The 25,366-nt window shown below is 60.0% G+C and carries 19 protein-coding genes; 6 read left to right on the top strand and 13 right to left on the bottom strand.

Features of this window, described 5'->3' with window-relative positions:
* Window positions 1-173 precede the first annotated feature (173 nt).
* A complete protein-coding gene (gene rfbB, locus ACE3PP_RS00560; protein ID WP_374377223.1) occupies window positions 174-1,226 on the top strand; it encodes a dTDP-glucose 4,6-dehydratase in 1,053 nt (350 codons plus the stop codon).
* On the opposite strand, the gene ACE3PP_RS00555 is transcribed toward rfbB, so the two are convergent.
* Window positions 1,223-1,999: a class I SAM-dependent methyltransferase gene (locus tag ACE3PP_RS00555; RefSeq protein WP_374377222.1), complete on the bottom strand. Its 777-nt coding sequence runs from the start codon at window positions 1,997-1,999 to the stop codon at window positions 1,223-1,225. The two genes, rfbB and ACE3PP_RS00555, sit on opposite strands and share 4 nt — an antisense overlap.
* 37 nt (window positions 2,000-2,036) lie before the next feature.
* Window positions 2,037-2,792 carry a hypothetical protein gene (locus ACE3PP_RS00550; protein ID WP_374377221.1) on the bottom strand — a complete coding sequence of 252 codons (756 nt, stop codon included), beginning with the start codon at window positions 2,790-2,792 and terminating at the stop codon, window positions 2,037-2,039.
* 78 nt (window positions 2,793-2,870) lie between these two features.
* On the opposite strand from ACE3PP_RS00550, the gene ACE3PP_RS00545 reads away from it, so the two are divergent.
* Window positions 2,871-3,641: a class I SAM-dependent methyltransferase gene (locus ACE3PP_RS00545; protein ID WP_374377220.1), complete on the top strand. Its 771-nt coding sequence runs from the start codon at window positions 2,871-2,873 to the stop codon at window positions 3,639-3,641.
* 33 nt (window positions 3,642-3,674) lie between these two features.
* Here the strand turns inward: ACE3PP_RS00545 and ACE3PP_RS00540 are convergent, their stop codons facing one another.
* The 7 genes from ACE3PP_RS00540 to ACE3PP_RS00510 all read right to left on the bottom strand — a co-directional run bounded on the left by ACE3PP_RS00540 (window position 3,675) and on the right by ACE3PP_RS00510 (window position 12,117).
* Complete coding sequence (locus ACE3PP_RS00540; RefSeq protein WP_374377219.1) at window positions 3,675-5,375, bottom strand: hypothetical protein; 1,701 nt, start codon at window positions 5,373-5,375, stop codon at window positions 3,675-3,677.
* Complete coding sequence (gene asnB, locus ACE3PP_RS00535; protein WP_374377218.1) at window positions 5,376-7,199, bottom strand: asparagine synthase (glutamine-hydrolyzing); 1,824 nt, start codon at window positions 7,197-7,199, stop codon at window positions 5,376-5,378. It lies immediately after the preceding gene.
* A gap of 91 nt (window positions 7,200-7,290) precedes the next feature.
* Complete coding sequence (locus ACE3PP_RS00530) at window positions 7,291-8,013, bottom strand: hypothetical protein (RefSeq protein ID WP_374377217.1); 723 nt, start codon at window positions 8,011-8,013, stop codon at window positions 7,291-7,293.
* Between the two features lie 18 nt (window positions 8,014-8,031).
* Entirely contained in the window at window positions 8,032-8,850 is an 819-nt protein-coding gene (locus ACE3PP_RS00525) for a hypothetical protein (protein WP_374377216.1), read from the bottom strand.
* 24 nt (window positions 8,851-8,874) lie between these two features.
* Window positions 8,875-9,315 carry a flagellar biosynthesis regulator FlaF gene (locus ACE3PP_RS00520; RefSeq protein WP_374377215.1) on the bottom strand — a complete coding sequence of 147 codons (441 nt, stop codon included), beginning with the start codon at window positions 9,313-9,315 and terminating at the stop codon, window positions 8,875-8,877.
* A 56-nt stretch (window positions 9,316-9,371) separates the two neighbouring features.
* A complete protein-coding gene (locus tag ACE3PP_RS00515; RefSeq protein WP_374377214.1) occupies window positions 9,372-9,728 on the bottom strand; it encodes a flagellar biosynthesis repressor FlbT in 357 nt (118 codons plus the stop codon).
* Between the two features lie 121 nt (window positions 9,729-9,849).
* Window positions 9,850-12,117 (bottom strand): flagellin, encoded by a 2,268-nt coding sequence (locus tag ACE3PP_RS00510; protein ID WP_374377213.1) that lies wholly within the window; start codon window positions 12,115-12,117, stop codon window positions 9,850-9,852.
* 364 nt (window positions 12,118-12,481) lie between these two features.
* On the opposite strand from ACE3PP_RS00510, the gene ACE3PP_RS00505 reads away from it, so the two are divergent.
* The 3 genes from ACE3PP_RS00505 to ACE3PP_RS00495 are packed head-to-tail and all read left to right on the top strand — an operon-like array spanning window position 12,482 to window position 19,857.
* Window positions 12,482-15,850, top strand: coding sequence for a tetratricopeptide repeat protein (locus ACE3PP_RS00505; RefSeq protein WP_374377212.1), 3,369 nt, complete (start codon window positions 12,482-12,484; stop codon window positions 15,848-15,850).
* Window positions 15,847-16,932, top strand: a complete 1,086-nt coding sequence (locus tag ACE3PP_RS00500) for a tetratricopeptide repeat protein (RefSeq protein ID WP_374377211.1) — start codon at window positions 15,847-15,849, stop codon at window positions 16,930-16,932. Before ACE3PP_RS00505 ends, ACE3PP_RS00500 begins: the two co-directional genes overlap by 4 nt.
* A gap of 9 nt (window positions 16,933-16,941) precedes the next feature.
* Window positions 16,942-19,857, top strand: coding sequence for a tetratricopeptide repeat protein (locus ACE3PP_RS00495; RefSeq protein ID WP_374377210.1), 2,916 nt, complete (start codon window positions 16,942-16,944; stop codon window positions 19,855-19,857).
* Window positions 19,858-19,921: 64 nt separating this feature from the next.
* On the opposite strand, the gene ACE3PP_RS00490 is transcribed toward ACE3PP_RS00495, so the two are convergent.
* Entirely contained in the window at window positions 19,922-22,162 is a 2,241-nt protein-coding gene (locus tag ACE3PP_RS00490) for a hypothetical protein (protein ID WP_374377209.1), read from the bottom strand.
* Between the two features lie 495 nt (window positions 22,163-22,657).
* Here ACE3PP_RS00490 and ACE3PP_RS00485 point away from each other — a divergent pair, with 495 nt between their 5' ends.
* Window positions 22,658-23,197 carry a hypothetical protein gene (locus ACE3PP_RS00485; RefSeq protein ID WP_374377208.1) on the top strand — a complete coding sequence of 180 codons (540 nt, stop codon included), beginning with the start codon at window positions 22,658-22,660 and terminating at the stop codon, window positions 23,195-23,197.
* An 81-nt stretch (window positions 23,198-23,278) separates the two neighbouring features.
* Here the strand turns inward: ACE3PP_RS00485 and ACE3PP_RS00480 are convergent, their stop codons facing one another.
* The 3 genes from ACE3PP_RS00480 to ACE3PP_RS00470 are packed head-to-tail and all read right to left on the bottom strand — an operon-like array spanning window position 23,279 to window position 25,211.
* Window positions 23,279-23,716: a hypothetical protein gene (locus ACE3PP_RS00480; protein WP_374377207.1), complete on the bottom strand. Its 438-nt coding sequence runs from the start codon at window positions 23,714-23,716 to the stop codon at window positions 23,279-23,281.
* Window positions 23,716-24,024: a rod-binding protein gene (locus tag ACE3PP_RS00475; protein WP_374377206.1), complete on the bottom strand. Its 309-nt coding sequence runs from the start codon at window positions 24,022-24,024 to the stop codon at window positions 23,716-23,718. The genes ACE3PP_RS00480 and ACE3PP_RS00475 overlap by 1 nt, the downstream gene beginning before the upstream one ends.
* 23 nt (window positions 24,025-24,047) lie before the next feature.
* A complete protein-coding gene (locus tag ACE3PP_RS00470) occupies window positions 24,048-25,211 on the bottom strand; it encodes a flagellar basal body P-ring protein FlgI (protein ID WP_374377205.1) in 1,164 nt (387 codons plus the stop codon).
* Window positions 25,212-25,366 lie beyond the last annotated feature (155 nt).

Here is a 25,366-nt window from a genome sequence, read left to right as displayed (position 1 = left end):
TATATTATAAGGCGGCGACCGATCTCTAGGCAGAAATGAATCAGCGCTTATTGCCGGAACGGAAGCATCTGCCGAGGTTAAATTGTTGGCACTCCTGCGCCCGTTTCCTGGCATATTCCAAACTCTGGGTGGCCTCAGCGAAAAACAATTCAGAGCAAAGAGTTATGGTGGCAATGCGCGCTTTGGTGACTGGTGGAGCTGGGTTTATTGGTTCGGCGCTCTGCAGACATCTTGTTCTCGACAAAGGGGCTCATATCCTCAACCTCGACAAGCTAACCTATGCTGCAAATCTCGCCTCGCTTTCCGATATTGAGGGATTGCCGACCTATCGGCTCGATGTCGCGGATATCTGCGATAGTGCAGTGGTGTCTCGGCTGCTGGAAGAATTCAAGCCAACCTGCGTCTTCCATCTTGCGGCGGAATCGCATGTCGACCGATCGATCGAGGGGCCCGAGGCATTTCTCATCACCAATGTCTTGGGCACGCAACGATTGTTGGCTGCAGCGACGCATTATTGGCGTGGATTGTCAACAGACGATGCTGCCACTTTCCGTTTCGTCCACATTTCAACGGATGAAGTCTACGGCGAACTCGGCGACACCGGTTTCTTTACGGAATCGACGCCCTACCATCCCAATTCACCCTATTCGGCCAGCAAGGCATCGTCGGATCATTTTGTGCGGGCTTGGCACAGCACCTATGGTCTTCCAGTCCTTGTGGGCAATTGCTCCAACAATTACGGCCCCCGGCAATTCCCTGAGAAGCTGATCCCGCACATGATCATCCGGGCCATCGGTGGGCAAAGTCTGCCGGTCTACGGCGACGGTCGCAATGTACGTGACTGGCTCTATGTCGAGGACCATGCCAAAGCGCTGGTTGCAATCGCCGAGCGGGGACGTGTCGGCGATAGTTACAATATCGGCGGTCGCAGCGAGCGGGCAAATATCGACATCGTCAAATTGATCTGTGGAATCCTCGACAAAAGGCGCCCGTTGCCCTCTGGGAGCTATGTTGATCGTATCGCATTTGTACGAGATCGGCCTGGCCATGACTTCCGCTACGCCATTGACGCAAGCAAAATCGAGCGCGAGCTTGGCTGGCGTCCATCGGTGACGTTCGAGCACGCCTTGGGCGAGACTGTTGCCTGGTATCTGGACAACGAGGCTTGGTGGCGCAGCATTCTCGACGGTGGTTGGCGCGCTGATCGGCTAGGGCAGCTCGCTTAAACTGATGCCGGTTTGTCGAGGCGGAAGCAGCCGGGCTGGAAATGCCGAACCGTCAGGCCCCTGGCAAGCGCCCATTGTTGAACCGGCTTTTCCAGCGCCCAGTGATAGCGCGGGGTAACGCCATCGTACCACTGGAAGCGCTGCCAGGCTTGCGATTGCTTGAAGCTGAGGGAAAGGTGGCCGGCCAGGATATTGGCATAGAAAGGGTCGATCTGCCGCCAAGTATCCAGTCCATCTGACAACTGCTCAAGGATCACGTGCGATCGTTCAAGGCCCAGGCCACGCAAGAATTTGTTCAGATTCTTGCGGCTGGCATAACCGTCGGAATAGACGAAGACCAGGATCGTGCCACCGTGACGCGTCACCCGATCGAGTTCGGCGAAGGCCACTTCCGGTCGATCCACATGATGCAGAACGCCCCAGCACAGGGTCACATCGGCCAGTCCGTCGACGAATGGCAGATCCGTTGCGGACGCTTGGGTCAGCGAAAAGTGGGGCGGCCGCGCAGTATAGTCAGGAAACGAATAGACCGCTTCCGAAAGGTCGACACCGGCATAGCTCGCGCAAAGCGGGGCAATTAGTCGGCCGATACGCCCATTGCCGCAGCCGATATCGACCACGCTCTTGCCTTTGAAGAAGTCGCGGGGCAGGCCAAATCGACCGAAGACATGTCCGTGCGACATGATCTCCTTGTCGGCGAAACCGTCGATGTGGGTCCACTCAAATCCAAAATTGTCCACATAACTGGCATCCTTCAGCGCAGAATCGATCATGATTGAAGGCTTGTGTCGCGAAGGGTTCACGGGTCGCCTAAACATGCCCGACCTCCGGCGCATATCGTAGGATTGCACATTGCGGCGTTATTGTGACGATCGCATTATCCAGTTGATCACCTTCCGAGACAATCTGCGCGGCCGCCTGGTAAGCACTGGGAAACATGCGAGCATCGATCCTGATGCTTCGCCCAGCTGCATCGAACATGGTTTCCGCCTCGCCCCATTTCAGCATCAGTTGGTCAAGAAGCATTTGCCCAACCAATGTGATGCCGAGTTCTCCAAAGGCAATGCGGCACGAATCTCCGTCCTGCGCGAGGACTGCCGAGAACCCCTGTTTTTTGAGCAGGAAGAGGAAGCAGTCCGCGATGAAACTTGCCACCCGGCCAGCGGCGTCGAAATTGACTGGCTCTGCCAGAAATCGGAACCAGGGAAAATAGACCAAGGAAAAGCTGCACGAAGCAGCCGTCATGGCACGAAGATCAAGGGTCACATGCTGGACGTTGGCGTCTGCGGGCACGATACTCCGCGGCGCCGCCAGGTCGCCGACGCGGCAATAGGCGCCCCCATCTTCTGTCTGCAGTATGGAATCGACTACTGGAAACCAGCTCGGCGCACCGATTTTCGCGATCCCCTGGTTCATTTGCCCCTTCAATACGGCCGGCTGCCGTGCCACGTCGAGGGGTGAGAAATTACCAGTTCGGCAACAGGTAATGAAGACGCCGACCGCCAATACGATCCAGGGTTCGCAGTCGGCCAAGCAGTCGGCGGTACTTTTGCTCTTGCCAGTCATAGGTTGCGCACGGTTCCTTAGACGATCTCTTACTACCCTATGTTGGTGGCGTCGCAAATGGCAACCCGGCAATAGCCTTTGCCGTCGGCTGAATGTTATAGTTTTATGGGTTTTTCTTTTTGGGGTGCCGGGATGCAGAAGAATTTTGCGCGCTTGAGTCCGCTTGATCTGGCCAATGTGCTTTGGCTGCAGTGGCTTGAGAATGTCGAGCCGGAACTCGATCAAATCATCAGCAATCTGCGCCAGGCCTTCGTCGCCTGCGAAAAGACGCGCCAACAGATGGATTACCAGACCGGGTCCATCTCGCTCTCGGCGGCCCTCAGCCTTACGCTTCTGATCCGCAATGCGCAACCGACAACAGTTTTCGAGATTGGCACCTTTATTGGCAAGTCCACTTTGGCAATGGCGTTGGCGATGGATGCAACGGGCATCCCCGGGCAGATCTTCACCTGTGACGGCAGCAATGATTTTCGGGTGCCCCGCCTGAGCCAGACGCCGGTCCGCGGCTTTCCGCGCGCCACCAGCACGCATGCCCTTGAAACGCTCCGGTCCGAAGGGGTGAAGCTAGATATGCTGCATATCGACGGCCGCCTCGGCGATCGCGATCCTGAGTTGATCGAACAGATCATGGTTCCCAACGCCGTAGTTGCCGTGGACGATTTTGAAGGTACGGAGAAGGGGGTGTCAGTCGTATCGCAGCTCTTCTCGCGGCCTGCCTTCGCGCGACACTTGCTGATCTATCCGATGCCCGCCCATGTGCGCGAAGCAGCTGGGCTCCTTGGAAGCAATTCAACTGCGGTCTTGCTGCCGTCCGCCTTCCTCGCGTTTCCGCGCCAATCTTGGCGCTGAAGGACGAGCTTCTGTCGGCCATTGCGTCCCGCCTTATGCCGGAGCTTTCTGGATGATGGCCATTTCCTTGTAGAAATGGACGAAGCTGACATTCCCGCGGCGCCAGTCCATTTCCTGCAACATCTGGTCGACCATGTTCATGAAATGGCTCCGCTCGAAGCGCTGAGCCGGGATATCAAAGGGCAACAGGCTGCGATAGGCCGGGTTATGCGTGCATTTCAAGTCTTCAATCACATAAAGCCCACCCGGCGTCACGCTATCCCAATTGAGGCGGAAGGTCTCGGCGATGTCGGCGCTTACATGTGATCCGTCGTCAATGATGATATCGAAGGGACCGGGAATAGTCTTCTGTGTCGCATTGGCGATGACGATATTGATATTGGGGTACAGCTTGCACAGTTTGGCGCAATCGGGACGGATATCGACCCCCGTAACCTGGGCCGCCGCGAAGTACTTAGACCACATCTTCAGCGATGAACCGCATGCTACACCGATTTCCATCAAGCGGAGATTGGGTTTCTGGCGCAATGGCGAGAAATAGCGCTCGTAGACGGCGGTATAGTTGTGTTTGATCGATCCCTTGTCGGTCTTGAAGTGATCGGCAATAGCGGTCAGATGCGTTTTCGCATAATCGAGATGGAAAGGTGGCTCATAATCGACCGGCGCTGTGGTGTCGAGCGAATAGGCGCGGTCCGCGATGGGTGCTGCTAGCGACTGTGGTGCGGCCGGTTTGGGGGCGGGTGCCGACGACAATGCCGACAGCAAGGACGCAAGCGCTGGCCATTTTTGCGTCTGATATTGCGCGATCTGGTCCAGCATGACCTTACGTGGCCCCTTCAGGTGCAGCACGGCGCGGCCATCAAGCTGCCTAGTGGTATAGGGCCGATCCATTTCGATCGAAAAATTGAAAGCGGTGCAGGGGTAATACGCGACTTCGGCACCAAAAGCATCGGCGCGATCAAGTTCGCTCGGCATACCGGGAGGGCAGGTCAGCGCATTGAGCGACAATTGCCCCCCGCGCCAGCGTTTCACATTGCCGTAATACCCCACCACCGTCTGGTTCTGTGCCAGCCGGTCATAGGTGCCAAGGTAGCCCTGGAAGAAGGAGCGGATCGCTGCCGGGTTGCGGTGATTGGCGAAGATGACGCCTTCGTTGATAGGCATGAGGCCTGGGACCGAGCGATACGTCGCCCCGATATCGAACGGACTGGCGAACAATTGCTTCAGCGGCAGGTTCAGGAATGCGTCGCTGTCGAGGAATGCGGTTGGTGCATTGAACTGGCGCGACCGTACGAAGGCGCACATCGCAATCACGCGCTCGTACATAGGCATGGTGAGGTCGATCGGCAATCGGACGATGGTCAGGCGTGGATGCGAAAGATCCGGGAGGAAAGCGGCATCCGTGGCAAACACGAAGCGCACATCTTCGCTCGCAGCCAGCGCTGCAGCGATGCAATGCCGTACAATGCGCTCATAGTCGAATTTGCCGTGATCAATGGCCACGTCGCGATACTTGATGGCGGATTCAGTTTGCGGTACCGACGCGTGGAAGGCAAAACAGATTTGCGATGCGGGTCGCACCGGGACAGGGGCTTGGTCAAAGGACGCCTGAAAGGTGGCAAGGCGCGCGCGCGTCGCCGGTTCGAGTTCGCTGCTGCGCTCGGCGCGCGCGAGGGCGATCAGCGCGTTCAGATCGATTTCGGATTTCTGCGTGCTGGCGGTCCCGATGGCCATTTACAACCTCGCGGGAAATGCGGCAGCCCATTGTCCGAGGACAATAAACGACCAAGCTGCGTTGATGTTCCTCGTTGCATGATCCGCCATCGACTTCAGTGATTGCTTACGTGCCTGGAAGAAACGCAAGCCGGCGAGGCTTTCAAAGGCGCGATGCATTTCCTGCTGTACCGCCGCCTGATTGTTGAGGAATACGCTGGCAGGCATGCCAAAGCCCTTCTTGGGCGTGTCTATGGCGACCTTCCTGCGGATGGCCTCCGGCAGATTGCGCGCCAGAATCTCGCGCAGCACCAGCTTTTTCAACGTGCCGCCACTCTGCATGCTGTAAGCGTTGGGGAGTCGGCTCGATTCTGCAAGCAGGGCAGGGTGGAAGAAGGGAGTGCGAACTTCTAGGCTGGACCGCATGCTCATACGATCTACCTTGGCCAGAACGGCTCCGGGCATATAGGTCGCGAAGTCCAATTGCCGGATGCTTTCGACGGTCGAGCGACCAGGGTGCTGAAACAGGATCTGCGCATGATCAAGTCCCTTTGCCAAGGTTGACTTGGCTTCGGGAAATGCGGCGATCGCAGCGTCAAATCCAAAGACCGGCAAGAACTGGTTGTAGTAGGCGTCCACGATAGCCGCTGGGGTTGCGCCTGGATTGGCGGCGACCGTCGTTGCCAAGCTGCCGTACCGATCATAGCCAGCGAACATTTCGTCGCCGCCATCCCCGGACAGCGCCACAGTCACCTGTTCCCGCGCATACTTGCACAGAAGATAGGTCGGGACACAGGAGCGGTCGCCGTTCGGCTCATCCAGCAAGGCGCCCATGTTGCGGCCGACATTGTCAAAATCAGCGGCCGAGAAAACATGGTCGCTATGTTGGGTGCCGAGGTGCTGAGCGATTTCGCGTGCTGCGATGTGCTCGCTGCCAGGATCGCCCTCAAATCCAATGGTGAAGGTGCGTGGCGTGACACCAAGTTTGCCCACGGCGATGGCGCAGACCAGGGCGGAGTCGACGCCACTCGATAGAAACATGCCTAACGGTACGTCGGAGAGGAGTCGGTGACGAATGGCTTCCACCATGCCGGCTTCGACCCGCTCACAGGTCTGGGCAAAGCCGTTCTGGCTGATTTCCGCTTCGGGGTCGGTTTCAAACACAAAGTAGCGCGTCACCTCACCGAGGCCAGTGCGATCAATGCGCAGAAAGCAGCCCGGCGGCAACTTTTCGACATTGTGCAGGATGGCCCCCGGAGCTGGCACATAGCGATAGAGCATATAGCTCGCCAAAGCGTTCGCGCTCAAATCCCAATCGAGGCCCGGCACCTTTGTCAGAGCATGCAGTTCCGATGCAAAGGTCAACAATCCGGCATCGCGTCTGATGTAAAGCGGCTTCTCTCCGGCGCGGTCGCGGGCGAAGACGGTCGCGCCCGTCACACTGTCATGGATGGCCAGTGCAAACATTCCGTCCAGCATCGGAAACAGATTGGTGCCGAACCGAATGAAGCCCTTCAAAAGGACTTCGGTATCGGTCTTCGTGCGAAAAGATATGCCGGCGGCGGCCAGTTGTTCACGCAGTGTTTGGTAATTGTAGATCTCGCCATTGAAGGTGATCGCATAGCGGCCAGTATCGTCCAGCATCGGCTGGCGGCCATCTTCCGTGAGATCGATGATGCTGAGGCGCTTGTGGCCGAAATGGCAAAGATTGTCTTGGCTGGACCAGAAACCGTCCATATCAGGACCGCGATAGCGGATGGACGCTGCCATTTCGCGGGTGATGCTTTCAGCTTCCGCTGCGGCGAAACGCCTATCGAAGTTCAGGAAGCCGACCAATCCGCACATGAATCTGTCTGTTCTTTTATGGCTGTCAGTTTCGTCGGTGCGTAGTCGCCCGCTGATGCGCCTCGCAAATCACTTCAATACAAGCATTCACTTATCGGACAACCGATTGCGGATGCAGCTTGGCCACCTTGCGGCCGTCAGCAGTGGCACCAGCATGGACCGAGTGGCCCATCAATTCGACCCAGCCACGGGTCTGGTTTGCAGCCTGATGTTCCAGTTTCCAATGATCGCTATATTCGCTCCCACTGGTTTCCTCGAAAACGGGCATGCCCTGCGTATAATGCACCAGCTTGGCGTCATTGCGCGGCGGATCGTATCCGACAAGATGATTCCATTCCCGCGGCAGATCGCCAACTAGCTCATTCGGTAGCCAATCCATCGTATGCGGAAAACGGCATCTTTGCGGGTCTTCGATATAGTCCGGTGTCAATACGCGATTGGCCGGATGACCGCAGTTGAACAGGATCATCGAGGCCCATTCGAACCTCTTTTCATTCTTAGACACCATCGCGGCGTAGCGATCGTCGCACAGAGCAAAAAGTTCGGCCATGTCTGCAAGGCATAGATAGTCTGTGTCGAGGAAGAGCGCCCACCCCTGGAATCCGTTCAGCCAGGGGACCAGGAAGCGGCTATAGGTAAACGGCGTGAGACCCTGCCGGGTGATAGGCAAACTCGGCAAGACGAGCGGAGCGATCGTGACTGGCTTGCTTGACCGGCGGAAGATGCTGAATTGCAGGACGTTGTAGGAGACCGCCTGCCGATGATCAAAGCCGATGTAGATGGGAAGCGGCTGAGCGTAGGTCTGTGCAGACATGATTGGTCTCTATCGTCGTCAGGAGAGGGAGTCGAACAGCACGCCGGTCAGTTTGGAGGTAGCCGACGTACCGATGGCTGGCAGGCTGGAGATAAACGAAGATGCGCTCGATAGGCCGGAGATCAACGCATTGGTCCCCACGCCGAGCCCGGTGAAACCGAAAGCATCAGCGCTGGTGTTGACACCTTTCTCGACCGTGTCGAAGTCGCGCTTATAGCCGCCTTGCGTGAACTGGATGGCGTACTGCATCGATTTCTGGGCCTGCGGATCGTAACCATCGGCACGAGAGACGCGGACCGCATAATCGCCTTGCTTCAATTCCAGGGCGCCTTGCGTCAACAGCAGGTAGTTCTTGCGGGCATCACCGGCATCAAGGTCATTGTCGGCGATGAGCGCACCCGACGAGCGGCTGAAGACCTGGATGCGGAGCGCATCCTTCTGCTCCTGGTCACTGACGAGCGATCCGATCGTGGTCAAGCCTGTCGTGGCGACGCGCAGCTTGAACACGTCGACCTTGTCACCTTCGCCCAGCGAACTGAATAGGCTGATGCGGGTATCGTTTTCGCGCAGAATGCCGATATCCCGCGCCGTCATGTTGTTGTCGATTTTGACGTCGTTGGTGTTCTTCTGGAATTCCTGCACGTCACCGATCGGACCGGACTTCTTCATTTCCGAGGCGATACGCTCGATCTCTTTGGATATCTGATCCAGCTCGTCCTGCGCGCTGGTGGCGGCCGCCGTATTGGCGCTGGTCGCGGTACTGGCGCCGGAGGTCGTATTGAACAGAGTCGAGGTGCTCGTCGAGGCCGTGCTGGAGCTGATCGATGAAGTTGCCATTGCCTCGTTTCCTCTTTTGATCGATCAGGCCGTCAAGTTCATAAAGGGTGTGGCCGAAGTACCTGCAACGGGAGCCGGTGCGGCGGCCTGCGGTGCTGCAGTCGGGCCCTTCACTTCCGTCGCCAAGCCTTCGGCGATTGCGCGATTGATATCCAGGATCGGTTGGATCTTGGTGCCGTCGAGGTCAGCCAGCCGTTGCATGATATGCCGGTCGACCATGATCGATAAAGCGAGCACATTGTCGCGGATTTCTTTGGGCAGAGGGCAGGTGGGGTCGATCAGCGATCCTTGAAAGATCGACCAAAGTCGCTGATTGAGGATCAACGCCGTGCGCAGGCTCTCACCACCGTCATTGGCACGCGCCGCCAACGCCAACCGCCGTGACGCCTCGGCTAAGGCCCAGGCTTCAGTGCTGCGCGGGTCGGCCGCATGAGGCTGATTCGTGTATCCGACGGCTGCTTTCATTCTCTCCTCCGTGCCGCGGCGCCTGCCGGGGCAAACTCTGCTCGTCCCGCAATGGTCTAGAACAGTTTGGCAGTGGCCTTCAGTGCACGGTAATAATCACCTTGATGCACGAGTCGTGCCACTTCTGTCATCTTCTCCAAACTGTCCGGATTGACCCGCATATTTTCCGCCAGAATGGTTTCGAATTTCACAAGGTTTTCAGGCGCGTTTTCGGGAAACAGGTAGATCAGCTGAATGATCAGGTAGAGCTTCTTAACCAGTGTGTCGGCCTGTTCGTCCTTCATGACCTCTCGGCCGCGCAGGAAATTGGCCTTATTGAACAGGTAGAAGCTACCCGGTTCCTCTCCGCGTCCGATAACCGCCCCGTTCACAATGACCTTTTCACCGGGTCGTAACGTAAATTTCAGTGGCAAGTCAGCCCCCCTAAGATTTCTGGGTAGCCCGCCGCCTGGATTTTTGTAGATGCGCGAACCTAGCGCTAGGGGCGGGCGACGGCATTTCTGCCGTCGCCCAATCCTACTCAACCATTTGCGATTAGAACAATCGCAGAATGGCCTGCTGCGCCTGGTTGGCGAGTGAGAGTGCGATCGTACCCAACTGCTGCTTCGTCTGCAGGGTCAGGATGTTCGCGCCTTCCTCGTTCTGGTCCGCCTGGACCAGCTTGTTGGCGCCCTCAGTCAACACATCCGAGAATTCCTTGGTGTAGCTTTCTCGGGTCTGAATGACGTTGAGGTTGGTGCTGAGGTTCGACGAGGCCGACCGGAGGGTCAGCTTTGCCGCATCCAGCTGTTTGATCGCGTTGTCGATATCGGCTCGGTCATTCCACCCGTTCTGGGCAAAATCGAGCTTCAAGCCCTGACCGTCCGTGCGGACGTTCTGGCTGACAACGGTCACTGTGCTGGTGTTGGTTTCGTTCAGCTGCACCGTCAGGTTGTTGGCATCGGTCGCATCGACCAACTGCTTGGTCGTGAGATCGGCCGTCTGACCGGTGTTCGCCGGACGAACGTCGAACTTTGCTTCGCGCGGTGCGTTGTAGGCGCCGCGGATCTTCACTTCGAACGTACCGGTCGCCGCAACGTCGATACCAGTCGAGTTGGTGAGACCAGCCGACGTGGTTTCAAACGTGATGGTGGCACCATCGTTCACACCACCCGCCAAGGTGACCTGGAACGATGTAACCGCACCGGTGAGGTTGACGTTCGTCTTCGTGAACGTGCCACCCAAGCCGTCGGAGAAGGTGATCGTCGCGGCACTGGTCGTGCCGGAGACGGTCGCCGTCAGCTTGGTCACCGAGTTGTCGAGGAAGCCGCTGACGCTGCTCACCGCCGACACGGCATTGCTGTCAATACCGCTCAGGCCGGTAACGGTCTTCGTGGTGTTGACTTCGCTGATCGTCGCTGCCGCGGCGGTCGTGATGTACTTCAGATCGCCGAAGTTCAAGTTCAGATTGAACTGCGCCGACGAGGCAAGACCCACGCCCGGAGCAAACGACACATTGCCAGCATTGCCGGCACTGACCGTCACGACCACGCTTGATGCAGCACCGGCACCCTTCAGGGCGACGCTGTAGTTGTCGAACTGGTTGGTCGTGTAGTTGAACGACGCTGCAGTCGCGGTAAGGCCATAGGTTTCAGCCGCCGAGATGGCGCCGCCATTGTTATCCGGCGTGCCAACGATGAGGGCCGCACCCGTACCGTAGGACGTACCGACGGCGTCCGAGTACTTGGACGCCTGCAGGATCTGACGCTGATCGACCGTGACACGGGCGGAACCCGAGTCGAAGGCGAACGAGTTCTCACCATTGGCGACCTTGGCCTGCCCGAGCAGGTTGAGGCCGTCGCGGGTGAGCGTTTCGCCGTTCTGGTTGGTAGCGACGATCTGCAGATTGACATTCTTTTCGATCACGGACGTGCCGACACCGACGGTATCGGGAACGTCTTCGATCGAGTCGAAGTCGACGTCGAACGAAACGTTCGTGCCGCTGTTGAAAGAGGCCGCGAAACGCAGCACGTCGCCGCGCGCCTTGGCTTCTTCGAACTGCGAGACGGTGAACGTCTGGGTGATGGTGGATTCGCCTTCGCTGACGGTAAAGGTTTTGTCTTTACCGACGCCGCCGGTCAACTTGATCGAAATCGACGAGAAGTTGGACGCGGTGGTCGAAGCGAAGCCGTTGATCACCAGGTTGCTGATGCCGCGGGCCTGTTCGGCGTTGGCGATATCGTTGGTCGCACCGCTGATCGCACCATCGCCCGTGACGGAGATGGTGTATTCGTCAGCGCTGACGACGTTGGTCGCACGCGCACCGCTGATGCCGGCAATCGCGTTGACCGAGGTCTTCGACGACGCCGTGGCGTCAAGGCGCAGGCCGCTGCCGACCAGCAGGTTCTTACCGGCATAGGTCGCGTCGTTGGCGAGCGAGTCGATCTGACGCAGCACGCCGTTGAACGAATTGGCCAAGCTATTGCGCAGCTTCACCGAGTTGGCGTCCGTGCCCAACGAGCCGAGAGCCTGGGTGGTAAGGCCGCGAGCCTGTTCGACCAGGGCTTCGATCTTGGAGATGCCGGTGTCGGCACCCTTGATCGTGCTGATGGCCTGACCGATACCGTCCTTGAGGCCGGTCAAGTCGCCCGCACGCTGGTTCAAACCCTTCGCGGCAAAGAAGCCGGCCGGGCCGTCGAGCGCGGAGTTGATCTTGTTACCAGTCGCAAGGCGGAGCTGGGTCCGCTCGAGCTTGGTGGTGGTGTCTTGCAACAGCAGCAGGTTGCTGCGGATGCCAGAAGAAAGTTGGACTTCTCCAGCCATAGTACTAATCCCCTTTGGAGATTGGGTTGCCGCTGGCTCTTTGAGCCAATGGGCCGACCGGACGGTCGACCCCAGGTAGGAAGCAATTTCCCTGCCAACTGGCAGAAAGTGCCGGAAGGGCTTGAAAACGGCTCAAATGCTGAAGAAATCAATGTGTTAACGACATATTTACCACGCCGGTGGTCGGCAAAATTTGCCGGACCGGCAAGAAGCTCTCCTTAATATTCGTTAATGAGGGCAAGATTTGCCTCCCCGAGGGGCCAGGCCATCGGAACGCGCGGTAGCATGAATCTTGCGTGTGCCAAGGAGATGCAGGGTCGCCAGGAAGCGTTCGCTGCTAGAATTGCCGAATCAGGGCTGGTTGATGGACACGATTATGATCGGGAATGCGCCTGAGCCGGGTGGGGCGGAAGAAAGCCCGGCGGTCACTCAGCAGGTTGAGGCGCTGCGGAGGCGCTCGGCGCATCTGTATCAGACCGACAGGATTGACGAGCTTGAGGCTTGCCTGAAGCAGATTCTGGCCCTGCGCCCGAATGACAGCGTTGCTCTCTACAATCTCGGTGTCCTGTATCATGGTCGTGGCGAATTGGGCCAGGCCGAACATCATCTCATCCGGCTTATCGCCGCCGACCCCGACTATCTCGATGCCTATCTGGCCCTGGGTGGCATCTACTACTCGACGCGCCAGTTGTTGAAAGCGATCAACGCCTATGAAAGGGGGCTTGCGCGCGCGCCGACCCGCCTGCCGTTGCTGGGTGCCTTGCTGGTGGCGCGCCTAGCCGAACGGGTTCCGTCCAACATCCGGTCCGTTTGCGAACGCATCATCGCGATCGACTATGAAAATCCCGACGCCAATACCTTTCTGGCCTGGGCGCTCATTACGATGGGCGACAATCTTGCCGAGGCACTTACCTGCGCTGACCGCGCCTTGTCACGCGATCCGATGCATCCACAGGCGACCGCCATGCGTTATCAGGCGCTCGTCGAGTTGCGGCGCGAAGATGAAGCGGCGGCACTGTGGCGACAAATGGCCGAGCGCGCCGAGAGCGATTGGCTCTTCGCCAAGAACGTCAGCCTGATCGCAACACAGTTGCGCAAGAAGACCCAGCTGGCCGAAATTCCCAACATTTACTTACGACACAATCCCGACGACAACGACGCCATCGCACACGTCGCCAATACCTTTATGATGGATGGCGACTTCCCGGCCGGTCATGAACTGGTCAAAAAGGTCGCCGAGGTCCTGCCGGACAACAAGATCATTCAGATGACGCTCGCATTGAGCGGTTTCCGGCTGCGCGATTTTGGTCTCTTCCATAAATTCCATGATATGCGCTGGGAGCGTGACGGCGCGGAAAAGCGCTGGGACATCGGTATTCCGGCCTGGGACGGACGGCCGCTGCCGGACCAAGCCGTGCTCATATACAGCGAACAGGGAGTCGGCGATCACATCATGTGGGCTTCGGCTCTGCCGGCGCTGCAGAGCCGTGCCACGCGCGTATACGTGGAGACCAACTCGCGCCTCAACTCGCTCTTTGCGCGCAGCTTCCCGGAATATGCGATTGTCACCCGCGAGCATTTGCCGCCAAACTGGAACACAAAGGCGATCGGCGGCATGGCCTCCGCCGCCAACATACCAGCCCTGCTTGATCTCAGTTTTGACGAGATTCCGGGGCGCAACGGCTTTCTTATACCGGACCCCAGCCTCGCCCTGAAACTCCGCGCCCGCTATCAAGCAATGTTCCCCGGCAAGAAGCTCATAGGCATTTCTTGGCGCAGCGGCAATCGGGACAGCGCGGCTATCCGTTCGTTGGAGCTCTCCGAATGGGGGCCAATCCTATCGAATCCGGATTGTGCTTTTGTCAATCTCCAGTATGGCGACGTAACGCGCGATGTGGAGTTTGCCCAGCAGACAATGGGCGTCGAGATTTTCTGGGACCGAGAGATCAATCCGCTCGGCAATATGGATCCGTTCGCCGCCCAGATCGCCGCGCTAGACCTCGTGATCTCCGTTGACAACAGCACGATCCACTTTGCTGGCGCAATCGGCAAGCCGACCTGGGCGTTGCTCCCGGTGAATTCGGACTGGCGCTGGCTCGCCGAGACGCGGGATTCCCTCTGGTATGCGAGTTTGGTACTGTTCCGTCAGCAGCCCGGCCTCGGCTGGGACCCGTTGGTTGCCGAACTTGCCGATCGGCTGCGGCGTTTAGACAGCGATGAAATCACGGCGGCCAATGTCGCCATGATGAGGCGCTGCGGCGACCACGCCTTCAAGCATGGGCGGCTCGATGTCGCCGAAGATTTCTATCGCGCCCTCCTGGCGATAGACCGGCACCGGGCGGAGGCGCTGCATGTGATCGGGCATTGCGCCCGTATCGCCGGTCATCCGAAGGATGCGGTCGCGATCACGGCAGGGGCTCTGGAACAGGCGCCCGACCGCATAGAATATCGTACCGAGCTGGCCCTGGCGCTCGATGCCTGCGGCGAAGGCGAGCGGGCCGAGCGCATGGCGCGAGATACCTTGAAGCGCGCACCAGAGAATGCACCAGCCTTGCTGGCGATGGGCCGTATCCTCTGCCAGCATCGGCGCGAGACTGAAGCCACGGACTATTTCGCACGCGTTCTTCGCAGCGATCCGCGTCATGTCGAGGCGCGGACGGCACTGGCGCAAGCGCAGGCAATTCAAGGCGATTGGGATCTCGCCAAAAGGAATTTCGAGCTCGCGATCCAACACGCGCCGCTTGACGCGAACTCGCACTTGGCGTTTGCCGAAGCGGCGCTGCGTCAGGGTGATTTCGGTATTGGCTGGGAGCATTTCCGCTGGCGTTTCGGATCTGGTTTCGGCGATCTGCCCGGTCATCTCGCCATGCTCGATCCGCAAATTCATCCGATGACCTGGGCCGAGGGCAATCTGCGCAAGGCGCGCTTGCATCTGCGTGCCGAACGTTCGGTCCTCGAACAGCTGCTGTTGCTGAGCCTGCTTCCAGAAATACAGGGCGAGACACGTTCGATCATGGCAGAGGTGGCGCTTCCGCTCCTGCCACTGCTGCGCCCGATGCTACCCAAGGTCACGCTCGAGGCAGCGGGCTCGGTGGGGCAATCGCATCTCGAGGTCGGCCGCGTCTCGCTGTCGTCAAGCCTCGGCGATCTGGCGCGCCGTTTCCGTGGGGACAGGGAAAGTTTCTCCGCAAAGCCCTGGCTGGATCCCAGATCCCTCGACCGTTCAGCCGCATTGCGCGCCGAATACCAGCAATGTTTTCCCGGCCGACCCCTGGTTGGCCTTTCCTGGCGCGGTGAGAATGCAGACAATGAGCAATTGTTGGCCAGATTTCTGCCCCTGCTGAAGGATCCCGCATTCGGCGTCGTCTCGGTCCAGCGCGGTGCTGACCGCGGCGCGTTGGCATCTTTTGCCGCTGAGGCGGGCTGCGATTTCGCCGTCGATCCGCGAATCGACGGCATGCAGGATCTCGCCGCCTATGCCGGCCAGCTTGCGGCGCTCGACGTTGTCGTGGCGGAAGACGATCTTACCGCCGTCCTGGCGCTGGGCCTGGGGCGTCAGACTGTGAAGCTCTGCCGCTCCGGAACCGAGCATTGGGCGTGGGGGCTCTCGGGTCCGAGTTGCGTTTGGGGGGGCAATGTCCACATAATGCGAGAGGCGACTGACCCGGCGCAGGGGCTCGCATCCTTGCGCGATGCTGTCGCCAGTCGGAGTACGAGAAGGAGCGCATCATGAATCGCCACGAACGTCGGGCCGCCAAGAGTTCCGCGCGCGCCAAGGGCCAGGCGCAGACGGGTAATGGGATCGGCGATACCGTCACTCAAGGCATCGCGCTCATCAATGCCGGCGAATACCCCCAGGCCGAGCAGATCTTCCGGCATCTGCTGAAATCGGCGCCGGATTCTGTCGAGGCGAAGCATCAGCTTGGCACCATCCTGGCGCGAACTGGCCGGGCGGAGGAGGGGATCGCCCTGCTGCGGGAAGCAACGGCGGCGATGCCCAAGGAATCCCTCTATTGGAGCAACTTGGCTGCGGCCTGTTACATCGCCCAGGATTCCAAGGGTGCCGCCGAGGCGGCGCGTCAGGCCGTCGCCTTGCGGCCGGATTACGGCCTCGCCTGGGACAATCTCGGGTCGGCGCTGATGGATCTCGGTGAATTCGCCGAGGCGATCGAAGCTTATCGGCAGGCCATGAGGTTCGGTGCCGGCGATCTCGAGACGCAGAAGCGGCTGTCCGCCTGCTATATGGGGATCGAGGATTATCCGAGTGCGGTCAGGGTCATCAACAGCGTCCTTGCCGGCAATGCCGAGGATCACGAAATGCTGGCTTGTCTCGGCTCGGCCCTGATCGAAACCAAGGATTTTGCCGGCGCGCGCGATGCGCTGGCCAAGGCGGCGGCGATTGCGCCGGACTATTTCCCGACCGCCTACCATTATGGTCGCGTCCTGCGTCTCAGCGGTGATCGTGTTGCCGCTCTGCGCTGGCTGCGCCGCGCCACGTCGTCCGAGCCGCGCAACCCGGTTGCCTGGCGCGATCTGGCTGAGGCGTCGCTGGAGGAGGGTGATCTCGAAAATGCCAAAGTGGCGATCGAGCGCGCCTTTGCGCTGGAGCCCAATGCCGTCTCGATCCGTGCCCTCCGCGACCGCATCGTCCCGCCGGTGGCGCCGCAGCAGCCGGTGCTGGATTTCTCCAATATCGGTCCATTCATCCCGATCGAGCTCGACGCGCCGCGCCTGGAGACGCTGCAGGCAAATCCGGCAGCGCCAGCGACTGAGCCTGGCGTCGTCGATCTGTCCATTCTCAAGATCGGCAACTGACCAAGCGCGATGTCCGGTCCGACCGCGCCCGACCAATCCGCGGCGATTGGCCGGGAGATCGAAATCGCCCGCGCCGCCCATGCCAAGGGTGACATTGCGGCCGCGCTGAAGACCTATGATCGCATCCTGGCCACCCACCCCGACGAGGCGCGTGCCTTGTGCTTGCGCGGCCTGATCCGGCGCGATAGCGGCGACATCCAGGCAGCCGAGCGCGATTTTCGTCGCGCCATGTCGGCGGCGCCGGACATGCCGCTCACCTATCAATTGCTCGGCGACCTGCTGCACAATGCCAAGCATCTGGTGATGGCGGCGGATATCTACGAGCTGGGCCTGCGTCGCGATCCGGGTAACGTGCCGATCCTCTCCAATCTTGCGCATACTCGCCTTGGCCTCGGCCACTACCAGGCATCCCTCGATCTCAGCCGTCGCGTCGTGGCGATCGACCCGGCCCAGCAGGAAGCCTGGTTCCGCATCGGCGCGTCCCTGTGCCAGCTCGGCGATGCCGCGTCGGCGTTGGCACCGCTTGCCCGTGCCATCGCGCTCAAACCGGATTGCCTGCGCAGCCGTGCCGCCCTTTGCGTGGCGCATCATCGCCTGGCTGACATGGCCAAGATGGCTGAGGATTTGGCCGCGGCTGAAATCTATCTCGCCGACGATTTCAATCATCTCTCGCAGTTCAACGAAGTCGTGGCTTGGCTGAACTGTGCCGAGATCGCCTTTCCTGTGGTCCGTGCCTTTCTTGAGCGCCATCCGCGGGATGCGCGCGCCTGGAACCTTCTTGCGCGCCTTCATATCGTGGCTGGTGAAGAGCGCTATGCCAATGAACTGCTCGAGCGGGCGATCGCTTTGGCACCGGATGATCCGGAACTCCATCTGACCTTGGGCCTGCAACAATTCAAGCTCGGCGACTTCCGGGCCGGGCTCGAGCGGTACCGCCATCGCTGGGACCGGCCCGACATGAGTGCGCGGGAAGGCAAGTGGGATATCGCGGCACCTGCCTGGAATGGCCAGGTGCTGACCGAGGGCACGCTCATGGTCTGGACCGAGCAGGGGATCGGCGATCTTGCGATGTTCGCCGGCTTCTTCAACGACCTTGCCGATCTGGCGCCGCGCGTGATGATTGAGACAATCGGCAGGTTCCGCCATCTCCTGCAACGCTCCTTTCCCTGGGCGCAAACCTATCAGCGCGACCAGCTGCCGCCCGATTTCATCGCCCGCAACGATATCAAGGCGCATGTGCCGATCGGCGATCTGCCGCTGCTGCTCGGTGCCGATTTCGAGCGATTGCCGGCGCGCGAAGGCTATCTGATCCCCGACGCGGCCCAGATGTGGCGCCTGCGTGAGCGCTATCAGCGTCGCTTTCCGGGGCGCCTCATCGTCGGCATCTCCTGGCGCAGTGGCAACAAGAGCAGCGCCACCACGCGCTCGGCCGAGCTCGATTGGTGGCGCGATCTCCTCAAAGATCCGCGTTTCGGATTCGTCTCGCTGCAATACGGTGCCGTGGGCGAGGAGGTTGCCGCCTTCAACGCCGCTGCCGGGGCCGATATCCTCTGCGACCCGGAAGTCGACCCGCTGCAGGATCTCGACCTCTTCGCCGCCCAGGTCGCCGCGGTCGATCTGGTGATTTCGGTCGACAACAGCACCGTTCACTTTGCGGGGGCGATGGGCAAGCGCGTTTGGATCCTGCTGCCCCATGTTGCCGATTGGCGGTGGCTCACCGAGCGTCCGGAATCGATTTGGTATGCCAAGGCTCGGCTGTTCCGCCAGCCAAAGCGCGATGATTGGGGTGCGGTCTTTGCCGAAGTCCAGCAACTTCTTCCGCTCTTCGATGCCAGGCTGGCGCGTGATGATCTTGCCGCGCTGATGCATCGTTGCGCGTCTCAGCTTTCCTATCTCGGTAATTCCAGCGATGCCGAAATCTTTCTTCGTCGCCTGCTGCAGCAGGACGATACCGATGTTGACGCTCTCTATGAGCTCGGTCATCTGGCATTGGCGACGGGCCATGTTGCCGACGGCATCCCGTTCCTGGCGCGCGGCGCGGCCATCGCGCCGGCGCGCATCGATATCGCTTACGATCTGGCGCGTGGTCGATCGGAGCTGCCCAATCTCACCTTCGGTCTGCCGCGATGGGTGCCGGGCGATACGTCGCGGCGTCGCCTCCTGCTTTGGTCCGACGGCACGGCAGCAGTCGATTTGGCGGCTGCGGCCGGTTTGCCGGCTCTGCGCGATCGCTGCGATCTATTGGTTCTGGGCGTGACGGGGTCACTGTTGCCGCTTTTTGCCCGCCTCGACCGGCGTCTCACTCTCTATCGGCAGGAAGATCTGACGGCAGGCGATATGGAATCTCTCAGTCTGGATGGACAGGCATGTCTTGCCGACCTCAGGCCCACGTCGATGCCGGACCGTCCTTGGCTGATGGCAGACCCCGCCCGCGTGGCTGAACAGCGGGCCCAGAACAGCGCCATGTTTGGTGACAGACTGGTGGTGGGTCTCGTCAGCCGCCAAGAGGGGCCGTGGGCCGGCACACCCATGCCGAATTGGGCGAGCCTCGACACTGGTTTTCTCGCTATTCTCGCGGCACAAACGTCGATCGGCCTTGTCGTGCTGGATGATCCAGGCACCGACACGTGGCCGGAGCACGTTCGGACGGACCCGCGCCTCGATTTTCGACGGCGCAGCGATGCTTTCGCGGCGGCGATCGCGGCGGTTGATGTCGTGGTTGCGGTCGAAAGTGCCTCGGCCTGGCTCGCTGCGGCTTTGGGAAAACGCCTCTTTCTTCTGCGTGGTCGCGCGGCGTCGTCTCTCTTTGATCATCTGTCGGCAGAAGTGACCTTGCGGCAGTCCGCCAACGGTTCCTGGGCGCGGGCGCTGACCGAGCTTCTTGCGGCGCTCGCGGCCATCGACCGGTCGATACTCCAAAAATAAGCCCGGCCCAGCGGGAGCGAATCGCTGGGCCGGGTTGGCTAGGACCCGATCGGGGGATCGGTGCCTAGAACAGACGCAGGATGGCCTGCTGCGCCTGATTGGCAAGACTGAGGGAGATGGTGCCGAGCTGTTGCCGCGTCTGCAGCTGCAGCATGTTGGCGCCTTCCTCGTTCTGGTCGGCCATCACCAGCTTGTTGGCCCCCTCGGCGAGCACGTCGGTAAATTCCTTCGTGTAATTCAGTCGCGTCGTAATGACGTCGAGATTGTTATTGAGTGCCGATGCCGAGGATCTGAGCCTGATCTTGGCAGCCTCCAGCATTGCTGCGGCATTGTCGATATCGGCGCGGTCCAGCCAGTTGTTCTGGGCAAAGTCGATCGCCAATCCCTGGCCGTCGGTTTGCACGTTCTGGCTCACCACCGTGATCTGGTTGGTGTTGGTCTCGTTGAGCTGCACCGTCATGTTGTTCTGATCGGTGCCGTCAGTGACCTGTACCGTGGTCAGTTTTGAGTCGAAGCCGGCTTGTGCAGCACGCTGGTCGAATTTCAGTTCGTCCGGTGCCGTGAACTGGCCGATGGCGTTGTATCGGATGCTGGACTCTGAATCGGCCCGGAATGCACCAGGATTGACGGTCAACTGGATGACCGACCCATCGTTCGGTCCGCCAACCACCGAGAAGGTGAGGACGGCCGATGCAGCAAATGAAAGGGCTGTCGTGACGATTGCCTTGCCGCCATAGCCGTCGTCCAGGGCAAAGGTTGCCTGGGTGTCGTTGGACTTCACGGTGAAGTTGAGATTGTGCGCCAGATTGCTGGCGAGCGGCGACAGGATGCTGCTGAGGCTGATTGCAGCGGCAGACAACACTGCGCCAGTCACCGCTTCAGTACCGTCTGCCTGGGCGGCGGTCGAGGCGGCGGCGGTTGTGACACCGTTGAGGCCGACGCGCAGGAAGTTGATGTCGACAGATGCGTTGCCGTCACCCGAGGTGAAAGTATAAGTGCCGTCGGTTGAGACACCGGTGGACGTGACGCCGCCTGGGCCGGCGAGATTGACGCCGTAGGAGGTGAAACGACCAGTGATGAAATCGAAGTCGGCGGCACTGGCCGATGCGGTCACCGTGAAGGTGGCATCCGTGGCAATTGATGCGGCATTGATGACCGGCGTCCCGACGATGCCGGAGGAGGCATGGCCATAAGCGCTGCCGATCTGCGCGTCGCTGCTCGCGGACTGCAGGATGGTCCGTTCATCAATGGTCAGGCGCGGCGTGCCGGTATCGAAATTCCAGGAATTCTCGCCGTCGGAAAGCTTCTGCTGGCCGAGTAGGCTGGTGCCGGACCGGGTGATCTCCTGGCCGACACCGTTGAAGTTCGCAACGGAGACGGCAACATCGACGAATTTCTCGATGACAGAGGTGCCGAGACCGTAAGTATCCGGCACGTCATCGATCTGGTCGAAATCGACGTCGAAATTGATATGCGTACCACTGGCGAACTGGTGGTCCAGGTTCAGCGCCTGGCCGGTCGCCTTGGCAATGGCCCACTGTTGCGTGGTGAAGGTCTTGGTGAACGATACATCGCCTTCGGTGATGGTGAAGGTCTTGTCCTTGCCCTTGCCACCCGTGTAGCGGATCGTGACCGGGTCGAAATTGCCGGCCGTCTTGCTCTGGAAGCCGCTGATCGACAGGTTGCTGATGCCGCGATCACGCTCTGCGTTGGCGACGTCGCTCGCGTTGGCCGAGATGCGGCCGGTGCCGGTAATGTCGATGACGTAATCGTCGGCCTTCATCACATTGGTGACGCGCGACGCGGTAACGCCGGGCAGGGCGTTGGCAGCACTCTTCGAGGACGAGGTCGCATCGAGGCGCAACCCGCTGCCGACCAGCAGGTTTTTGCCCTGATAGCTCGAATCCTGCGCCAGCTTGTCGATCTGGCGCAGCAGCGTGTTGAACTGTTCCGACAGTGATTTGCGCAGCGCCATCGAGTTGGCGTCGCTGCCCAGGTTCTGATAGGCGGTCGTGATGAAGCCGCGGGCCTGTTCGACAAAGCCCTCGATCTTGGTGACGCCGACATCGGCGGCCTTGATGGTCGAAATCGACTGGTCGATCGAGTTCTTCAAGGTCGAAAGATCGTCAGCACGCCGGTTAAGGCCCTTGGCCGCGAAGAATTCGACCGGACCGTCGATGGCGCCGTTGATCTTATTGCCGGTCGCCAGGCGCTGCTGCGTGCGATCGAGTTTGCCGGAGATCTGCTGCAGCAAAAGGAGGTTGCTGCGGATACCGCCGGTCAATTGAACGTCATTGGTCGCCATCTGGGTTCTCCCGAATGTGTCTTGCGACTAGGGCGGTCCTTTTTGACCACCTCGCGGCGCCCTTCGCCACGTCTCGGAAGCTCTTATGCAGCTGGCGTGCCAACTCATAAGTGTATGATGTATAATGAGTTTATGGGTGTCTGGCGCCCTCGCGCGCTATGTAGCCTTTGCCTGGACGGGAATTTCCGGTCGCGCCAGGCAGGCATCTTTTGCAGTCTTAGGAGGGGAAAAGGTGGACGCCGGTCACGGTTTGGAAGGACAAAATCGGCGTGCGAGAGGGCTTCTGAGGCGCGAACGCGCACGCGGGTATGCGCCTAGGATCTTAGTCCTCTTGCATATTTTGCCCTTACGACCTATCTTGGAATCTGGGTGACTTTAAGTTGGTGTAAGTTCGTCCGCACTCTATAGCGGGAACTTCCACTGTTTCACCGGCTGATATGGCACTTGGGCCGCCTTTATTCTCAGGGGGCCACCATATTGGGAAGGTATTGCTGAATGGTAAACGTGGCACAGGCATTGGGATCGACCGGCGGTGGCGCCGCGCTTTATGCGCGGGCGTCAGCGGCGTCGGTTGCCCTTTCGTCTGAGGCTGCCACGACCGAACCGGTTGATGCAGCTGCTGCGGTCGAAGCGCCGGCCGTGTCACAACGGGCTGACCTGACGGTCACGGCTCTCAGCCAAGCCTACAAGTACAACAGCTTTGAATTCACCTATCGGCAGGACTTCGGGAAAATTGTCCTGTTGCGGCAGAAGCCGGATACCGGCGAAGTCGTCCAGCAGTTCCCGTCTGAGTACTATCTGAAGAAGTATGCCGACAGTCAGCGTGTGGCGCAAAGCGCTGCGGGGACCAGTGCTGAAACGGTATCTGGTGGTCAGGTCGACGTGAATGTGCCGACCAGTGCCGGCGGTGATGCGGGTGGCACGCCGCCCACCAGCGCTGCTCCGGCGCCAGCTCCGGCACCGGCGATCAGTGCGGCGCCATCCCTGCCCGGCGGTAGCGGGGCGAGCTCCTCGCCGGTCAATCTGACCGTCTGATATTTTTTAATTTCAAGGGGTTGAAGAAAAATACTGGCGCGCCCTCTCAGGCGCGCCATTGTGTTTGCGCGTGCTGCGTGTTTAGGCGCGCTGCTGAACCGCGACTGGGCAGGTGGCCGGCTGGCGACGCGACTTTGTGACCGCGCCGCGATTGTTGTAACCGGTGACGGCGGCGCGCTTTTCATCGAGCGCCTGAACGACCGCTCGCATGACTCGTTCATTCACGTCCCGCATGGCTTTCAGCGCGCGCAGATTGTCCTGGACGGCGGTTTGAAAGCGTTCCGTCGCCTCGGTAAGTTCGTCACGGAGTGCGGTGCTCACATGACTGAGATCCTCGCCGGGTTCCTTGAGCGCCAGGGTGAAGGCCTGGTAGGCATCGGCCAACGCCACTTTATCCATCTGCAGCTGCTTCAGCTCCGTCGGCTTCATGCTGCGCATCAATTCCAGTTCGCGCTCCATGCAGCTGATCAGCTGCGATGTGATGGCCAGCAGTTCGGTCATCCGGCTTGTCTTGTCCATCACGCAACCTCCTGAATCTGCATTAATTGTTTCTGTACGATGTCGGCGATGCCAAGGCTCCGGCTGCGTCCGACCGCCTTGCCGAATTCCTGGTTCAGCAGCGACTTGAACATCGCTTCACCTTCGCCGCCGCCGGTCACCGGATCGGGTTCGATGTCCGATGACATTTGGTCAAAGACCAAGCCGGCGAAGAAGGATTCGAAATCTTCCGCCACCTTGGCGATGCCAGCGCTATCGCGCGGGCCCGTGCTCATGCCGGGTCCCTGGCGCAGGCTGGGGCCGGTTGCCTGCAGGCTGGGGTCGATCATCGCGGGAAGGCTGAGATCCGCCATCACTGCACCATGATGTCGGCTTGCATGGCGCCGGCACTCTTGATCGATTGCAGGATCGAGATCAGATCGCGCGGCCCGACACCCAGCGAGTTGAGGCCGGCCACCAGATCCTCCAAGGTCACGCCGTCATTGAGAACGGCCAGCTTGCGGTTGGGATCTTCCTGCACCTGGATATCTGTCCGCGGCACCACGGTGGTGACGCCGGTGGCAGAAAATGGTGAAGGTTGAGAGACTTGCGGCGTTTCAGTAACCCGGATTGTCAGGTTGCCCTGAGCGATCGCCACCTTGCTGATACGCACGTTCTGCCCGATGACGACGACGCCGGTGTTCTCGTCGATGATCACCTTGGCCTGCTGGTCGGGTTCGATCGGCAGCTGCTCGATATCGGTGATAAGGCTGGTGGGATCGCCGCCATATTGCGCGACATTGAGCTGGACGGTGCCGGAATCGAGTGTGCTGGCCGTGCCGGCACCGACGAACTCGTTGATCGCGTCGGTGATGCGGCGGGCGGTCGTGAAGTCCGGGTTACGCAGGGCGATCTTCATGGTCTGCAGCGTCTTGAAGTCGAAGGGGACTTCGCGCTCGACAATGGCGCCGCGCGTGATCCGGCCGGAGGTCGGAACGCCGCGCACCACGGTTTCGGCGGCGCCCGTCACCTTGAACCCGCCGATCGTGAGCTGGCCTTGGCCGACCGCATAGACTTCGCCATCGGCGCCGAGCATGGGGGTCGCCAGCAGCGTGCCGCCTTGCAGGCTCGAAGCGTCGCCCAGGGAAGAAACGGTGATGTCGATTTCCGCACCCTGCCGGGCAAAGGCTGGCAAAGTGGCCGTGACCATGACGGCCGCCACGTTCTTCGGTTCCAGATCGGCATTGGCCTGGTTCACCTTGACGCCCAGGCGTTCCAACATGCCGATCAGGCTTTCACGGGTGAACGGCGACTTCTTCTTCACATCGTCGCCCGTACCGTCCAGGCCAACCACCAGGCCATAGCCGACCAACTGGTTCTCGCGCACCCCCTCGAACTCGGCGATATCCTTGATGCGAGACAAGGCATGGGCCGGGGCGCTCGGCAGAAAGCCGGACAGAGCGACGGCCAGAGCCACCAGGGCATGAAGCCAGCGATGCGGGCGGCGGTGCGGTCTATGGAAGACGTTAATCGTCATGACGGTCATCTTCTTGTGGCGGATCTTTATCCGACCATCGGAGATGCGAGTTCCGTGCCAGGACGGCGGATTAAAATAATCTATATTTATCAATGTCATAAAAGACACGGCGAGAGGTGCTGAGGCCTCTGGCAGGTAATCTGGGCCAGGTTTGC

This window comes from Dongia sp. (assembly GCF_041910485.1).
In the GTDB taxonomy this organism is placed as follows: Bacteria; Pseudomonadota; Alphaproteobacteria; order Dongiales; family Dongiaceae; genus Dongia.
Note: the sequence above shows the minus strand (reverse complement) of the source record. Positions and strands in the feature narration are given on the sequence as shown.

Excerpts from the sequence above, each read along its gene's own strand:
- ACE3PP_RS00555 (WP_374377222.1), bottom strand. The coding sequence starts at position 1,999 with ATGATCGATTCTGCGCTGAAGGATGCCAGTTATGTGGACAATTTTGGA.
- ACE3PP_RS00485 (WP_374377208.1), top strand. The coding sequence starts at position 22,658 with ATGGTAAACGTGGCACAGGCATTGGGATCGACCGGCGGTGGCGCCGCG.
- ACE3PP_RS00540 (WP_374377219.1), bottom strand. The coding sequence starts at position 5,375 with ATGGCCATCGGGACCGCCAGCACGCAGAAATCCGAAATCGATCTGAAC.
- ACE3PP_RS00475 (WP_374377206.1), bottom strand. The coding sequence starts at position 24,024 with ATGATCGACCCCAGCCTGCAGGCAACCGGCCCCAGCCTGCGCCAGGGA.
- ACE3PP_RS00550 (WP_374377221.1), bottom strand. The coding sequence starts at position 2,792 with ATGACTGGCAAGAGCAAAAGTACCGCCGACTGCTTGGCCGACTGCGAA.
- rfbB (WP_374377223.1), top strand. The coding sequence starts at position 174 with ATGCGCGCTTTGGTGACTGGTGGAGCTGGGTTTATTGGTTCGGCGCTC.
- ACE3PP_RS00510 (WP_374377213.1), bottom strand. The coding sequence starts at position 12,117 with ATGGCTGGAGAAGTCCAACTTTCTTCTGGCATCCGCAGCAACCTGCTG.
- ACE3PP_RS00520 (WP_374377215.1), bottom strand. The coding sequence starts at position 9,315 with ATGAAAGCAGCCGTCGGATACACGAATCAGCCTCATGCGGCCGACCCG.
- ACE3PP_RS00495 (WP_374377210.1), top strand. The coding sequence starts at position 16,942 with ATGTCCGGTCCGACCGCGCCCGACCAATCCGCGGCGATTGGCCGGGAG.
- ACE3PP_RS00480 (WP_374377207.1), bottom strand. The coding sequence starts at position 23,716 with ATGGACAAGACAAGCCGGATGACCGAACTGCTGGCCATCACATCGCAG.
- ACE3PP_RS00530 (WP_374377217.1), bottom strand. The coding sequence starts at position 8,013 with ATGTCTGCACAGACCTACGCTCAGCCGCTTCCCATCTACATCGGCTTT.
- ACE3PP_RS00500 (WP_374377211.1), top strand. The coding sequence starts at position 15,847 with ATGAATCGCCACGAACGTCGGGCCGCCAAGAGTTCCGCGCGCGCCAAG.
- ACE3PP_RS00490 (WP_374377209.1), bottom strand. The coding sequence starts at position 22,162 with ATGGCGACCAATGACGTTCAATTGACCGGCGGTATCCGCAGCAACCTC.
- ACE3PP_RS00505 (WP_374377212.1), top strand. The coding sequence starts at position 12,482 with ATGGACACGATTATGATCGGGAATGCGCCTGAGCCGGGTGGGGCGGAA.
- asnB (WP_374377218.1), bottom strand. The coding sequence starts at position 7,199 with ATGTGCGGATTGGTCGGCTTCCTGAACTTCGATAGGCGTTTCGCCGCA.
- ACE3PP_RS00470 (WP_374377205.1), bottom strand. The coding sequence starts at position 25,211 with ATGACGATTAACGTCTTCCATAGACCGCACCGCCGCCCGCATCGCTGG.
- ACE3PP_RS00525 (WP_374377216.1), bottom strand. The coding sequence starts at position 8,850 with ATGGCAACTTCATCGATCAGCTCCAGCACGGCCTCGACGAGCACCTCG.